This is a genomic window from Haloarcula rara (assembly GCF_029338235.1).
GTDB classification, from domain to species: Archaea; Halobacteriota; Halobacteria; order Halobacteriales; family Haloarculaceae; genus Haloarcula; species Haloarcula rara.
In genome coordinates, this window is sequence record NZ_CP119785.1 from 90,285 (window position 1) to 104,358 (window position 14,074).

The 14,074-nt window shown below is 64.9% G+C and carries 17 protein-coding genes and 2 tRNA genes; 13 read left to right on the forward strand and 6 right to left on the reverse strand.

Features of this window, described 5'->3' with window-relative positions:
- The first annotated feature begins 8 nt into the window (after window positions 1–8).
- A complete protein-coding gene (locus P1K32_RS00510) occupies window positions 9–1,835 on the forward strand; it encodes an FAD-binding protein (protein WP_276250778.1) in 1,827 nt (608 codons plus the stop codon).
- A gap of 21 nt (window positions 1,836–1,856) precedes the next feature.
- Here the strand turns inward: P1K32_RS00510 and P1K32_RS00515 are convergent, their stop codons facing one another.
- Window positions 1,857–2,177 (reverse strand): cupin domain-containing protein, encoded by a 321-nt coding sequence (locus tag P1K32_RS00515; protein ID WP_276250779.1) that lies wholly within the window; start codon window positions 2,175–2,177, stop codon window positions 1,857–1,859.
- A 133-nt stretch (window positions 2,178–2,310) separates the two neighbouring features.
- Here P1K32_RS00515 and P1K32_RS00520 point away from each other — a divergent pair.
- Window positions 2,311–2,413 (forward strand) — tRNA-OTHER (locus tag P1K32_RS00520).
- Between the two features lie 653 nt (window positions 2,414–3,066).
- On the opposite strand, the gene P1K32_RS00525 is transcribed toward P1K32_RS00520, so the two are convergent.
- Window positions 3,067–3,151, reverse strand: a tRNA-Leu gene (locus tag P1K32_RS00525).
- Between the two features lie 132 nt (window positions 3,152–3,283).
- On the opposite strand from P1K32_RS00525, the gene P1K32_RS00530 reads away from it, so the two are divergent.
- Window positions 3,284–3,784, forward strand: coding sequence for a helix-turn-helix domain-containing protein (locus P1K32_RS00530; RefSeq protein ID WP_276250780.1), 501 nt, complete (start codon window positions 3,284–3,286; stop codon window positions 3,782–3,784).
- Between the two features lie 65 nt (window positions 3,785–3,849).
- Window positions 3,850–4,392: an HAD family hydrolase gene (locus P1K32_RS00535; protein WP_276250781.1), complete on the forward strand. Its 543-nt coding sequence runs from the start codon at window positions 3,850–3,852 to the stop codon at window positions 4,390–4,392.
- On the opposite strand, the gene P1K32_RS00540 is transcribed toward P1K32_RS00535, so the two are convergent.
- Window positions 4,371–4,598: a DUF5822 domain-containing protein gene (locus P1K32_RS00540; protein ID WP_276250782.1), complete on the reverse strand. Its 228-nt coding sequence runs from the start codon at window positions 4,596–4,598 to the stop codon at window positions 4,371–4,373. The genes P1K32_RS00535 and P1K32_RS00540 overlap by 22 nt on opposite strands.
- Window positions 4,599–4,684: 86 nt before the next feature.
- Between P1K32_RS00540 and P1K32_RS00545 the strand changes: the two genes are divergently transcribed.
- From P1K32_RS00545 to P1K32_RS00560, 4 genes are read left to right on the forward strand one after another with little or no spacing between them, the layout of a single operon-like run.
- The gene (locus P1K32_RS00545) at window positions 4,685–4,906 is read left to right on the forward strand and encodes a DUF8149 family protein (RefSeq protein ID WP_276250783.1); all 222 of its coding nucleotides are present in this window, start codon (window positions 4,685–4,687) and stop codon (window positions 4,904–4,906) included.
- Between the two features lie 25 nt (window positions 4,907–4,931).
- Window positions 4,932–5,741: a 3-methyl-2-oxobutanoate hydroxymethyltransferase gene (gene panB, locus P1K32_RS00550; RefSeq protein WP_276250784.1), complete on the forward strand. Its 810-nt coding sequence runs from the start codon at window positions 4,932–4,934 to the stop codon at window positions 5,739–5,741.
- Window positions 5,742–5,793: 52 nt separating this feature from the next.
- A complete protein-coding gene (gene bioB / locus P1K32_RS00555) occupies window positions 5,794–6,909 on the forward strand; it encodes a biotin synthase BioB (RefSeq protein ID WP_276250785.1) in 1,116 nt (371 codons plus the stop codon).
- A gap of 36 nt (window positions 6,910–6,945) precedes the next feature.
- On the forward strand, window positions 6,946–7,554 hold the full coding sequence (locus P1K32_RS00560; protein WP_276250786.1) for a hypothetical protein: 609 nt from the start codon (window positions 6,946–6,948) through the stop codon (window positions 7,552–7,554).
- Between the two features lie 207 nt (window positions 7,555–7,761).
- Here P1K32_RS00560 and P1K32_RS00565 read toward each other — a convergent pair whose 3' ends face one another.
- Together P1K32_RS00565 and acs are read right to left on the reverse strand one after the other, a co-directional pair.
- The gene (locus P1K32_RS00565; protein ID WP_276250787.1) at window positions 7,762–8,832 is read right to left on the reverse strand and encodes a phosphotransacetylase family protein; all 1,071 of its coding nucleotides are present in this window, start codon (window positions 8,830–8,832) and stop codon (window positions 7,762–7,764) included.
- Entirely contained in the window at window positions 8,829–10,934 is a 2,106-nt protein-coding gene (acs, locus tag P1K32_RS00570) for an acetate--CoA ligase alpha subunit (protein ID WP_276250788.1), read from the reverse strand. Before acs ends, P1K32_RS00565 begins: the two co-directional genes overlap by 4 nt.
- A gap of 129 nt (window positions 10,935–11,063) precedes the next feature.
- On the opposite strand from acs, the gene P1K32_RS00575 reads away from it, so the two are divergent.
- On the forward strand, window positions 11,064–11,444 hold the full coding sequence (locus P1K32_RS00575) for a DUF8048 family protein (RefSeq protein ID WP_276250789.1): 381 nt from the start codon (window positions 11,064–11,066) through the stop codon (window positions 11,442–11,444).
- 123 nt (window positions 11,445–11,567) lie between these two features.
- Complete coding sequence (dpsA, locus tag P1K32_RS00580; protein WP_276250790.1) at window positions 11,568–12,101, forward strand: DNA starvation/stationary phase protection protein DpsA; 534 nt, start codon at window positions 11,568–11,570, stop codon at window positions 12,099–12,101.
- A 74-nt stretch (window positions 12,102–12,175) separates the two neighbouring features.
- Here dpsA and P1K32_RS00585 read toward each other — a convergent pair whose 3' ends face one another.
- Entirely contained in the window at window positions 12,176–12,337 is a 162-nt protein-coding gene (locus tag P1K32_RS00585; RefSeq protein WP_276250791.1) for a hypothetical protein, read from the reverse strand.
- A gap of 91 nt (window positions 12,338–12,428) precedes the next feature.
- Between P1K32_RS00585 and P1K32_RS00590 the strand changes: the two genes are divergently transcribed.
- The 3 genes from P1K32_RS00590 (at window position 12,429) to P1K32_RS00600 (ending at window position 14,069) form a co-directional block, all read left to right on the forward strand.
- Window positions 12,429–12,992: a DUF7547 family protein gene (locus tag P1K32_RS00590; protein WP_276250792.1), complete on the forward strand. Its 564-nt coding sequence runs from the start codon at window positions 12,429–12,431 to the stop codon at window positions 12,990–12,992.
- A gap of 72 nt (window positions 12,993–13,064) precedes the next feature.
- On the forward strand, window positions 13,065–13,544 hold the full coding sequence (locus tag P1K32_RS00595; protein ID WP_276250793.1) for an HTH domain-containing protein: 480 nt from the start codon (window positions 13,065–13,067) through the stop codon (window positions 13,542–13,544).
- 72 nt (window positions 13,545–13,616) lie between these two features.
- Window positions 13,617–14,069, forward strand: coding sequence for an HTH domain-containing protein (locus P1K32_RS00600; protein ID WP_276250794.1), 453 nt, complete (start codon window positions 13,617–13,619; stop codon window positions 14,067–14,069).
- Window positions 14,070–14,074 lie beyond the last annotated feature (5 nt).

Below are 14,074 nucleotides of genomic sequence, written 5' to 3' on the forward strand. Positions count from 1 at the left end.
ACCATACAATGTACGAACACGACGTTATCGTGGTCGGCGCGGGCGGCGCCGGCCTCCGAGCGGCCATCGCAGCGGACGAGGAGGGCGCCGACGTGGCCCTCGTGACCAAACTGCACCCGGTGCGCAGCCACACCGGCGCAGCGGAGGGCGGTATCAACGCCGCGCTCCGGGACGGCGACTCCTGGGACCTCCACGCCTACGACACGATGAAGGGGTCGGACTATCTGGCCGATGCGCCGGCAGTCGACACCTTCGCCAAGTCAGCACCCGAGGAGGTCATTCAGATCGAGCACTGGGGGATGCCCTTCTCCCGCGAGGACGACGGCCGCGTCTCCCAGCGCCCCTTCGGCGGGATGTCGTTCCCGCGGACCACCTACGCTGGCGCCGAGACCGGCCACCACCTGCTACACACGATGTACGAGCAGGCGGTCAAGCGCGGCATCGAGGTGTACGACGAGTGGTACGTCACAAACCTCGCCGTGACCGACCACGAGGACCCCGAGGACCGCGAGTGTCACGGCTGTGTCGCCTACGACATCAAGTCCGGCGAGATTCACGGGTTCAAAGCGAACAACGGCGTCATCCTCGCCACCGGCGGGCTCGGGCAGGCCTTCGACCACACCACCAACGCCGTCGCAAACACCGGCGACGGCTGTGCAATGGCCTACCGCGCGGGCGCGCCGATGGAAGACATGGAGATGATTCAGTTCCACCCGACCACGCTCCCCTCGACGGGCGTGCTCATCTCCGAGGGTGTCCGCGGTGAGGGCGGCATCCTCTACAACGGCGAGGAAGAGCGGTTCATGTTCGAGTACGGCTACGCGAACAACGACGGCGAACTCGCCTCCCGCGACGTGGTCTCGCGAGCGGAACTGACCGAAATCAACGAGGGCCGCGGTATCGAGGAGGAGTACGTCGACCTCGATATGCGCCACCTCGGTGAGGAGCGCATCCTCGACCGTCTGGAGAACATCCTCCACCTCGCGGAGGACTTCGAGGGTGTCGACGGGCTAGACGAGCCGATGCCGGTCAAGCCCGGCCAGCACTACGCCATGGGCGGCGTCGAGTGCGACGAGAACGGCGAGACCTGTATCTCCGGCCTCTACGCCGCCGGCGAGACCGCGTGTGTTTCCCTGCACGGCGCGAACCGGCTGGGCGGCAACGCACTGCCCGAGCTGCTCGTCTTCGGCGCTCGCGCCGGCTGGCACGCCGCCGGCAAGGACATGAAGACCGCCGAAATCGGCACCGGCCCCTCCGCGAAGAGCGAGGACGGCGCCGTCGAGCCGCCGGTCGAGCCGGGCGCCATCGACGCCAGCAGCGAGGACGTCGTCGCGGACGGTGCCGCGGTCGAACCGACCGCCGTCATCGAGAACGCCGTCGAGAACGAGCGCGAACGCGTCGAGACCCTGCTCGAAGAGGACGGTATCAACCACGCGAACGTCCGCGCGGACGTCCAGGAGACGATGACCCAGAACGTCAACGTCTTCCGCGAAGAAGAGAGTCTCAAGGACGCGCTGCGGGACATCCGCGAGGCCCGCAAAGAGTACGAGAACGTCGCGGTGTCTGACCCCTCGCGCACCTACAACACCGACCTCATCCACACCATCGAGACCCGCAACATCTTAGACGTGGCCGAGGCCATCACGCTCGGCGCGCTCGCCCGAGAGGAGTTCCGCGGCGCTCACTGGCGCGCGGAACACCAAGAGCGCAAAGACGACGAGTGGATCAAACACACGATGCTGGCCTGGTCGGACGGCACGCCGGAGCTGTACTACAAGCCGGTCGAGCTCGAGGGCGACGAAGAGACCTACGAGCCGAAAGAACGCAGCTACTGAGTCGCCGACTTTTCCGCGATTCTACGGCGCACCAACGAGCACGAACAGGCTCTCCTGGTCGCCGTTTCGAATCTGTCGCCGTGCGTCTGGGTCGACTCTGAGCGCGTCGCCCGCCTCCAACTCGACTGGCTCACCGTCCACGTCGACGGTCGCCGCCCCCTCGACCAGTACGTACACTTCTTCGTGTTCCTTGCCGCCGTGGTCGTGTTCCTTGCCGGTCCAGCCCGGCTCACACTCGACGACGGTGACGCCGAGATTCGAACACGCAAGCGGGTCCCGCATGAAGTGCATCGCGCCTCCGACCGGTTCGACGTCCTCGTAGTTGACTCGGGTGTAGCTCACGACGAAACTGTTCACACGGTGTGAATAAATGTGTGTCGGGCACTCAACATAACTGTGCTGTCCGTTCGCCGCCCGCCATGAGTGGCCAACCCCGTCACATATTTGACCGACCCGTCCTAACGGATATCCGTTCGGAAGGGTGGCTCAGTGGTAGAGCGCTGCCGGCCAGAATGCCAGAAAACGGCCTGGTAGTTTCCCTCGCAGGGCTCCGCGTGGTTCGAATCCCGCCCCTTCCATTTTGCGAGGAGCGGACGCGACGAGCAAATGGAAACGAGGGATTCGAATACGCCAGTCGCGCGGAGCGAAGCGAGCACGTCTGGCTTCTGTTCGAATCCCGAGAGACGCCATCGGGCTCTCTCGACCCTCGCGAAACCTCCGGTTTCGCTCGGTCCCGCCCCTTCCATTTTGCGAGGAGCGGACGCGATATGAAAAGGAATTCCGTCCCCTCGACACCGATTAGCCGGCGCTCAGCGAACTGATACAGGGCTCCGCGTGCTGGCCGCTCGTCAGTGAACAGTACGGAAAGTGGGGGTGGGGGTGGGGGGGTAGTGGCACCAGAACGGTGCCATATTACAATTATTGGACGCATAGTTAAAAATAGTTATGGCCCAATTATCACGTCTTGAATTCAGGATGGGTGAGAACAACCGCTGAGGAGTTGTTCATCATGTGTGGGACCGGATTCGAACCGGATGAAGACTCGCTACGCTCGTCTTCCAGGGTTCGAATCGCTCCGTTCGATTTACAGAGCGCTCACGCCCGTTCGCGCTCAGTAGAAATGCGTGGGACCGGATTCGAACCGCCTGAACTTCGCTCGCGCCGCTCGCTCGTTCCGTGCTTCGAATCCGCTGAACGAATTTGCCACTCGCGGTTTCGCTCGTGGCAAAAATGCGTGGGACCGGATTCGAACCGGCGGACCCCTACGGGACAGCGCCCTCAACGCTGCGCCGTTGGCCTGGCTTGGCTACCCACGCTCGCTGCGTCTTGCTGCAATAAATCGTATCCCGCGGTCGGATAAAAGGGCTTTCGTTTGCGTCCCGCACCGAGAGAGTGTGCCATCCCATCGAACCGGATGTTTCAAATATGACGAAACCGCTACCGGGGGCATGGCCAAATACTCGACCGGCAGCGGGGGCAACAGCGCCGGCGGGAGCTGCGAACTCTGTGGCGCCACCGGCGACACACAGACCGAAAGCGTCGCCGGAGCGACGCTGGAGCTCTGTCGGGACTGTGCACAGAACCACGGCGAGAGCGGCGGGGGCCCGTCGAGCGGCGACTCACCGGACGAACGGGACCGAAAGCGTCGAGCGGCCCAGAACACCGCGAAGATGCAAGACTCCCAGTCGGCCGACGCCTCCCACTGGGAGGACGGCGCCGACTACGACGCCGACCAGCTCCCATATCTGGTCAGTGACTACGGCGCCCGCGTCACCGAAGCCCGCCAGGAGGAAGGGCTCCAGACGGGCGAACTCGCCGACGAACTGGAGCTCTCCGAGGACGACGTGCTGGCCGTCGAGCAGGGCCGGGCCGTTCAGGCCAACGTCAAGGGCTCGACTATCCTTGCCCTCGAGAAGTTCCTGGATATCGAACTCGCAGACTCACGGTAACTCTCCCAGACCTACCGAGTTTCCTCGTCGAAGTGCATTTGCCAGCCGACGGCTTACACTCGACTGTGACCCACGACGCTGTCGTCTACGACCTCGACGGCACGCTGGTCGACCTCGCCGTCGACTGGGGTGTCGTCGCCCGCGACGTCGCCGCCGTCCTCAGAGAGCACGACGTAGAGCCCGATACGGCGAGCCTCTGGGGAATGCTGGAACTGTCCGAGACGACCGGCCACCGCGACGTCGTGGAGGCGACTATCACCGAATACGAGCGGACAGGCGCCCGAGAGTCGACACGGCTGTCGCTGGCCGACGGCCTGCCCCACGACGTTCCCGTTGGGGTCTGTTCACTCAACGCCGAGACGGCCTGTCGACTGGCGCTCGAGGTCCACGAGATAGCCCACGCCGTCGGCCCGGTCGTCGGCCGTGACTCGGTGGGCTCGGAGAAGCCCGACCCGGAGGGGTTACTGACGGTCGTCGACGACCTCGACGCCGGTCCCGAATCCACGGTGTTCGTGGGGGATTCGGAGCGGGACGCCGAGACGGCGCGCCGAGCTGGCACCGAATTCGCGTGGGCGAGCGAGTTCGATCAGCGCCGATACCGCGCGTAGAGGTAGACCGCAGTCGCTGTCAGTATCCAGATGACCGCACCGACCCGAACGGCGAACATTGCCCGGCTGGTCCAGGTCGGGAGCCGCGTCCCCAGCGAGGCCGCGGCGACGACGGGCGACCCGAGGAGGATTGTCGTGACGAAGGTGACCTGCATCACCCACCCGAAGTCGACGCCGTCCGGGTCCGTTTGCTCGACTGCTGGCACAGGCGACGCTTCCGAGCGATACGGCAAGGCGGTTGCGGTTCTCGGCGACCGTCCCTTATTTCACTACCCGTCGCAAACCGGCCGCTATGACAGCCGAGGAGGATATGCCGGAGATACCGGTCGTCTGTACGGCCTGCGAGACGCGGACACAGGTGCCGTTCGAGGATGTCGAAGGTGCCGTGGCCAGACACAACGAACAGCTCCACGACGGCGAGGCCGTCGCTGAGGTCGACCCCGACGTGCTGGACGCCCTGACCGACCAGCTCGGCCGAGACATGGGGCTGTTCGACGCCGACCCGAACACGTAATATCCCGGAGCGCCCGGCCACGCACATGACCACCGTTCGGGACCTGCAGGCGATGGCCGGTGACGAACCGATAACGATGCTGACGGCCTACGACGCCGTGACGGCGGCGCTCGTCGAGGCCGCTGGGGTGGACGTCGTCCTCGTCGGCGACAGCATGGGCAACGCCGTGCTGGGTCACGAGGACACCCTTCCCGTGACCGTCGACGAGATGGCCTCCCGCGTCGGTGCCGTGGCCAGGGGGACCGACGACGCCCTGGTCGTCGCCGATATGCCCTTCCTCTCCTTTGGCACAGAGGAAAGCGAGAGCCTCAAGAACTGCGGCCGGATGCTCAAAGAGGAGGGCGCAAACGCGGTCAAGCTGGAGTCGGGCCCCCACACCGTCGAGCTGACCGAACGGCTTGCCGACCTCGGCATCCCCGTTATGGCGCATCTGGGACTGACGCCACAGAGCGTCAATCAGACTGGCTACACCCAGCAGGCCAGCGACCGCGAGGAAGCGAAGGAGATACTCGAGCTGGCGCGGGCCCACGCGGACGCGGGCGCGTTCGCGCTCGTGCTCGAACACGTGCCTGCGAACCTCGCGGCCCAGGTGACCGAGGCGCTGGATATTCCGACTATCGGCATCGGCGCGGGCGGCGACTGCGACGGACAGGTGCTCGTGTTCACCGACGTGGTCGGCCTCGCGGAGTCCTCGCCACCCTTCGCCGAACAGTTCGGCGACGTTCGCGGGGAGGTCGAATCCGCCGTCGGCGACTACGTCGAGGCCGTCGAGTCCGGCGAGTTCCCCGGCCAGCAACACGCCGATACGGCCGACGAGTTAGACGACATCTACTGAAGGCCTGTCGGCCACCCGAATCTTTATCGGGCCGTCAACAGACATTCGACTTGTGGTTTACGAGACGGGCAACAGAACGGTCGACGAGGCAGTGAACCGCGTACTGGACGGAGAGCGACTCGACCGGCGGGACGGGCTGGCACTGATAGCCCAGCCCGTCGACGCACTCGCCGCGGGCGCGGACGTCGTCCGCTCCGAGCTGGGCGACGGCACTGTCGACGCCTGCTCCATCGTCAACGCGAAGGCCGGCAACTGCGCCGAGGACTGTGGCTTCTGTGCTCAGTCGGTCCATTTCGACACCGGCATCGACAACTACGGCTTCCTGGGGCCGGAGAAGATTCTCGAGGCCGCAAAGCGAGCCGAACGGGACGGCTCCCAGCGGTTCGGTATCGTCCTCGCCGAGAAGGGCGTCTCGAAGGAGCAACGGCCCGAAGAGTGGGAAGAAGTACTGGAAGCCATCCGACTGGTGCGTGACGAGACGGACGTGGAAGTCGACGCCTCCCTGGGTATCCTCACCGAGGAGGAGGCCGCGATTCTGGCCGAGGAGGGACTCAATCACTACAACCACAACATCGAGACCTCCCCGCGCTACTTCCCCGAAATCGTCCAGACCCACAGCTTCGAGGACCGCGTCGAGACGCTGGAGATCGCCAAGGAGGCCGGCATGGACCTCTGTGCCGGCGTCATCCTCGGCATGGGCGAGTCCCCGACCGACCGCGTCGACGCCGCGATGGCACTGCAGGACATCGGCGTCTCCTCGCTCCCCGTCAACATCCTCAACCCCGTCGAGGGGACGCCGCTGGCCGAACGGGGCCTCCCTGATATCACGACCGAGGAAGTCATCAAAACCATCGCCGTCTACCGGCTGCTCCACCCCGAGGCCCGGGTGCGTCTGACCGGTGGTCGCGAGGTCAACCTCGACACGGAGGGGCAGGTCGCTGCCCTGGAGGCGGGTGCGGACGGCATCCTCACCGGCGACTACCTGACGACGGAAGGTCAGTCACCCGCCGACGACATCGAAATTGTCGAGCAAGCGGGGCTGGAACCCAACCGGGAGACAAACGAGTTCGACCCCGAGGCTGTCAAAGCGCGCGAGGCCGACGAGAGCGCCCCTGAAACCGCGGCCGGCAGCGCAAAGAGCAAGTCCGAACTGCAGTCAGACGATTGACGGCAGTCTTATTGTCCAGATATGTGAGCTTCGGGTATGACGGTCGATATCGACGAACTACAGGCGTTCTGTGAATTCGGCCCGGACCGCGTCTACCTCCTCGTAGCTATCGCCAGGGCGAAGGAGAACCCGGAGACCGACGAACGCGACCGGCCGACGATTCGCGAAGTCGTCACGGACACCGGGGACCTTCCCGAGACGGTCGCCCAGCTGGCCCACGCCACGAGCAGGTTCGACGCCACCTACCGGCTCTATCTCACCGTCAACGCCCGCGACGCGCTGACAGCGACGTTCGACCTGCGCCGGCGAACGGACGACTGGCTAGAGATGCGCCTGCACGGCAACGAGGAAATCACGGCGAAGTTCACGCGGGTCGACAGCGAGTACAAATCGGTGTTGCAGTCGGACGGCTGTGCGGACGACTCGTATTTCATCTTCGACCTCGACGACGCCACACGGGCTGAGGCCGACCGCCTCGAATCCGCGCTGTCGACAGAAACGACCGTGGGACTCGTCAGGGAGACGCCGAACGGCTACCACGTCGTCACCGAGCCGTTCGACTACACGGCCTTCGAGACCGACGTGGCATACGAACTGAAGACTGACGGCTTACTCTTTTGCTCGTACGTCGGCGGCGCTGACTGAGAACGCGGGCGAAATCGGCGGGCGCACAAAGGGAACAAGTCGGGGACTTGTGTCCCCGAGCGTGTGACACTACGGAGCCGGAGAGGCTCCACCTAGGGTGAGTGCGTCAGACAATAAAAAAGCTGAGGTGGGTTTCGACTGGAGATATCGACAGATAGACTGTCTCTGCTCCGCTCACAACGGCTGGAACCGCAACGGAAACCGGGGCTACTCCGAGAGCCGGAGCAGCGAGTGGACGTCGACGCCGTCGCCGAGCAGCTCCTGCATCCGCGTGACCGTCTCGGCGTCACGGGTGCGTCCGGAGTGGAGCACGTCTTCCACGCGGTCGATGGTCGTCCGGGTGTCGGACTGGACCAGCAGGATGGGGACGTTCTCCTTCTCGGCCCGACCGAGGACGGCGCTGGCCGGCCGGAAGCCGCCGGTCAAAAGGAGCGCCTTGATACCCGACGCTTCGAGGGCAGCGGTCTGGACCTCCGAGCGGTCCCCGCCGCTGACCATCACGGCGTCGCGGGTGCGGCGGAACTGGTCTAGGGCCTTGTTGCCGCCCATCGCGCCCACGGTGAACCGCTCGACGTGGACGTCGGTCGACGCCTCGTTTGTGAGCACGTCCGCACCGAGGCTACGGGCGAGGTCGCCAACAGTGATGCCGGCCAGGTCCTGCACCCGCGGGAGCGCACCGAACACCGACACGCTACGCCCCTCGAGGAACGGGATGACGTCGTCGTCGAGTTCGTCCATCGCCGATTCGGTGACGCCGTTGAACAGCACGCCGGCGAGCCGGTCGCCCAGCTGGTCGGCCGCGGCAAGGACCTCGTCGGCGTCACCGGGTTCGGTGTAAGAAGAGACCAGCAGGACGCGGGCGTCTATCGCTTCGGCGATGTCCGCGTCGGTGAGGTCTACGATGCCGCCCGTCTCCAGGCTGTCGCTCCCCTCGACGAGCATCGTGTCGCGGTCCTCGGCCAGCGCCTCGAAGTTCTCGACGACGCGCTCGCGGAGTTCGTCCGTGTCCTCGCGACCGCGGATGGCCTCCTTTATGAACGTCGGCGAGTAGACGATGGGCTCCATCTCGTGCATCTCGGCGTCGAAATCCAGCAGCTCGCGGGCGAGCATGGGGTCCTCGTCGCGGGTCTTGCCGACGGCGCTCTGGAGCCGCGTCCCCTTCGGTTTCATGTAGCCGACGTCCTCGCCGGCCTCCTGTGCGGCCTTCGCGAGCGCGATGGTGATTGCTGTCTTGCCGATTCCTTCTTCGGTTGAGGTTACGAGTAGCGTGTCGGTCATAGTTCCTCCTGGTCGAGGGTGAGCCGCAGGTCGACCGCCGTGACGCCATCTGGCGTCGCGACGAGCGGGTTGATGTCCAGTTCCACGATGGCCGGAAAGTCCGTGACGAGCTGTGAGAGCCGCTGGACCGTCTCGACGAGCCCCGCCCGGTCGACCGGCTCGCGGCCGCGGGCGCCCTGTAGCAGCGGTGCGGATTCGATGTCGTCGAGCATTGCACTGGCTTCGGGTTCGCTCACCGGCGCGACCCTGACAGTGGTGTCTTCGAGCACCTCCACGAAAATACCACCGAGGCCAAAGAGCAAGAGCGGGCCAAACTGCGGGTCCCGGTTCATCCCGAGAATGGTCTCTGTCCCGGTCTCGAGGTCGACCATCTCCTGGACCTGCACGCCCAGGATGGTCGCATCAGACTGGTAATTGCGCGCGCGAACGACCAGGTCCTCGTAGGTGTCCCGAACGTCTTCGGGGGCGACACCGACCTCGACGCCGCCGATGTCGGACTTGTGGAGGATGTCCGGGCTGACGATCTTCATGACCACGTCCTCGCCAATCTCCTCGGCGATGGCTTCGGCGTCAGCCGGCGAGTCGACGACGTCGCCCTGCGGGGTCGGGATTCCGTAGGCCTCGAGCAGCTCCATCGCCTCGACGCCGAGCCGGTTGGTGTCCCGTCGGGTCGCGCCCTGGAGGATCTCCCGGGCGCGCTCGCGGTCCACGTCGAAGGTCTCGGGCGCCTCGAACTCCCGTTCCGAGATGTTCCGGTATTCAGTCAAGGCGTCCAGGCTGCCGACGGCGCGGGCAGGGTCGAAGTACTGCGGGATACCAGCTTCCGCGAGAATCTCCTGTCCGGCGCCGACGGATTTGCCCCCCATCAGCGTCGTCGCGACGGGCAGGCCGCTCTGCTGTTGTTGTTCGACGACGACCTCGGCCAGTTCCTCGAAGGAGAGCACGGCGGTCGGACAGGCGACGACGACGGCCATCGAGACGTTCTCGTCCGCGAGGACGGTCTCCAGGGCCGATTCGAACCGCTCGGCGGGCGCGTCGCCGATGATGTCGACCGGGTTGTAGATGTTGGCCGCCTCGGGCATCGTCTCCCGGAGTTCCTCGAAGGTCTCGTCGGTGAATTCAGCCAGCGAGAGGTCCGAGTCCCCCACGGCGTCGGTCGTCATCACGCCGGGACCGCCGGCGTTGGTGACGATGGCGATCTCCTCGCCGTCGGGCAGGGGCTGGCCCGACAGAATCTGTGCGTAGTCGAACAGCTCCTGGACCGATTCCACCCGTAACGTCCCGGCCTGTTCGAGGCCGGCCTCGTAGGCCCGCTCGGATCCCGCCATGGCCCCGGTGTGTGAGGCGGCGGCCGAGGCCCCGGCGTCGGTCCGGCCGGACTTGACGAGGACGATGGGCGTATCCTGTGTCACTTCACGGGCGGTGCGGATGAACTCCTCACCGTTGTCTATGTCCTCCAGATAGCCCAGAATGACGTCGGTGTCGGGGTCTTCCCCCCACTCCGCGACGAAGTCGCCCTCGTCGAGGATAGCCTTGTTCCCAAGGGAGACGATGTCCTTGAACCCGACGTCCCGCTCGGCGGCCCAGTCAAGCACCGCGGTGACGAACGCGCCGGACTGGCTCATGAAGGAGACGTCCCCCTCGGTCGCCATCTCGTTGCCGAAGGTGGCGTTGAGCCCCTTCGGCGTGGACATCACGCCGAGGCTGTTGGGGCCCACGAGGTTGAGGTCGTACTCCTCGGCGACCTCCCGGAGCTCGCGTTCACGGGCGGCCCCGTCGCTGCCGGTCTCACCGAAGCCGGCGGTGATGACAACGACGTTCTCGATGCCGACCTCGCCGGACTGGCGGATGGCGTCCACGGCGATATGTGGCGGCACGACGACGACGGCCACGTCGACGGTCCCCGGCGAGTCGACGTCCTCGATACCGTCGTAACAGGTGAGCCCGAGGACCTCGTCGGCGTTCGGATTGACCGCCAGGACCTCGCCCTCGTACGATGCAAGCAGGTTCTCCGTGATAGCGCGGCCGACAGAACCCTCCGATTCTGACGCGCCAATCACGGCGACCCGTTCCGGCCCAAACAGTGTAGATAATCGTCCCATTCCTCTCGTCTGAAATTGCGATTCCGCGTGGAAATAGCTGCCGAAGCACAGGGATTGACAGGCTTAATCGGGTATAATAGCGGCGTGTCATGAGCAGGGGCTATGTGTCCGGGTCGCGAACCCGGTCGCATGACAGACGACGACCTCCTCGCGCCCTTTGACCTGGCAGTGATACGGACGACCGCCCAGCACAACGATATCGAAGAAGGGGCGTTACGGGACGCGCTCGCCGGCCACCAGCGGACGATGCGGGCGAACCCCGGCGTCAAGGACCTGGTCTACGAGTGGCGCAAGCAGTACGACGACCCGGTCCTCGTCCGCACGCCGGACGTGTTCATCCTCGCGCTCCCGCCGACTGTCTGGGAGGAGTACGCCGACTACCTCGAGTTCGAGGACGAGACGCTGGCTGCCGTCACCGCCGTCCACCAGGAACAGACCATCCGGACGGACGCCGTCGAGTTTGCCTCGATACCCGAGGGCCACGTCGCGCTCGTCGCCGGGCGACCCTGAGTGCGGTGACCTCGGATACTGACGGAAAAAGTAGCCAGATCGGAAATCGAATTTTTACTTTCGCAAAATAGTTTTCCAGCAAGCCAAGTTTTAAGTGTGCGCCGCGAGTACGAGTAAACGACAATGGCTACACAAGAACACGTCAGTCGCGAGTTCGGAACCGTCGAGGAGAACGACCTTCGGCTCGACGTAGAGAAGTCCGAGCAGATTATCGACGCCCTGAACCAGGACCTCGCGAACGTCTACGTCCTCTACCACCAGGTCAAGAAGCACCACTGGAACGTAGAGGGCGCGGAGTTCCGCGACCTCCACCTGTTCCTCGGCGACGCGGCGATGAACCTCGAAGAGGCGGCCGACGAATTGGCCGAGCGCGCACAGGCGCTGGGCGGCACGCCCATCTCCGGGCCGGCCGCACAGGAGGAACACGCGTCCGTCGATTACGAGGGCCAGGACGTCTACAACATCCGTACCTCGCTGGAACACGACCTCGAGGTCTACGGCGACATCATCGAGGCGACGCGGGACCACATCGAACTGGCAGAGAACCTCGGTGACCACGCGACGGCCCAGATTCTGCGCGAACTGCTGGTCCAGACCGAGGAAGACGCCCACCACATCGAGCACTACCTCGCGGGCGACACGCTCGTCCAGGGCTGAGAGCGCGACTCCGGTAATTTACCGGAATTTCGAGAAGACGTACAGCGACTGCAGACCGTCGACAGAACGAGATGTTAGCGCCAGAGTTCGACGGTGAGGTCGGTGGCAATCCACCCTTCTTTGTTACCGCTCTCCGTGAAAACGGTCCGTTCGGTGTGACTCTTGTGGGCAGTCACTGTCGGACACTCGTCTGTCTCTGCCTCGGGGGCCCGTAGTTCCTCGGCCTTCGTTGCCATTACCAATGATTAGGCAGACCTAAAGCTAAAAGGGTTTTGGTCTGCCTAATCTTCGCGGCGGGCTTTTGTGTTCGACAACCCAAGTGAGCGTATGAGCGATCCCGAAGAAGATATTTCCACCCTGCTCTCGGAACTCGTCAAAACGCTACAGGACCTCCAGCGGGAGGTGGAACCCCGAACCGAGCGTGGCCGCCCGCGCCCACCGACGCCGGAGGAACTGCTCCGCTTTACCAGCGACGTGACGATTCCGGCCGCCATCCTCGTGCTGAAGACGAACATCGAGGCGCTGAAGCTCCTGCGCCGGGCGCTCCGCCTCGCCGAAGGCCGACCGGCGACAGCGACGAGCGGCGGAGGCGTTCAGGAGCGCGCGACGCAGTTGAGCCGGGCGACGCTCGCGCGGCTGGACGAGGCGCTCTCGGACCTCCAGGGCGCAGTCGAGGGGCGGCCGCCGGACGCCGAAGCCAGAGAGCTGCTGACCGAGGCCCGAAAGCTCCGGGCGTCACTGGCCGAGCAGCTGGCCGAGAGCGAGTCGGTCGACGGTGACTTCGACAGTGTCGAAGCCACCGATGTCCCGGTCGACGTCGACGCCGAGCTCCGGTCTATCAAGGACGATATCGACGACGTGAGCGACGGGAACGGCGAGGACGGCAACTGACGTGTGTGGGACGTAAACATAACCCAATAAACATAATGTTTTATTATTGTAGAGGTGTTCCATCCGGTACCGATGCCGAACACAGAGTGTCCACAGACCCGTCGCGCGGAGCTGTTCGTCAGAGCTGAGCTGCCGACACCCTCGGAGCACCGACGAGTTACCGTCGAGAACCGTCTGCAGGAGCTGCAGTGTGCGGGAGTTATCGATGCGTTCGAGACCACGGTCTGGAAGAAACGCGTCCCGGTCGCGGACGAGGACTGCCCCGAGCGGACCCAGTACGAGGAATTCCGCGACTGGGCGACCGAGGCGGGCGCGTCGCTTTCGCCCTTCTTCGACACGCGGCTCTGTTACAGCTGGAAGACCGCCGAGAAGCGCACCGAACTGGTCATGCCCGCACTGTGTCTCGCCTGCTACGAAGACGACGAACTGGTCCAGGTCGCTCCGTTCGCCCGCGGGGGCACACCCCACTCCATCGAGGAGTGTCTCGACGACCTCGAATCGGGCCGGGCACCGATGCCGGCCGGGACAGTCACCGTCACCACCGCGGACTGATACCGTCTGACATGGACGCCGATACGGCTAATACCGGTCTCGTCGTAGGACACTTATCGGGTGGACAGTATCATGAGTCACAACAGACAGGTAGCGGTGTATCTACGCCGGCCGGTCGCTGACAGGACCGAACGGCGCCAGACCAGTGTTCTCGGCCGGGTCGACTCGCTCCGCCAGCAGGGGCTCGTCGACGACGTCGTCGTCACGTACTGGAACCGACTCTCGACGGGTGTGGACCCCCGCGAGACATCGGATATCGAGGCGTTGGAGCAGTGGGCGACCGATAGCGGCTGCTCGCTCGTCCCGGCGTTCGACCGGCGGGACCGACACAGCGCGTTCACGGGTGAGGACTCCGTCGTCACGTTGCCGGTCGCCTGCGTGACCTACTGGGAGGACGACGACCTCGTCGGCGTCTACCCCCACGCGGGACCGTGTGGTCACTGCACTGTCGCCGACGGACTGGACAGAATCGAAGCCGCAGTAGGGAGCGGGGAATCCCTCTCTCACACCGACTACCAGCAGTAGCGGCC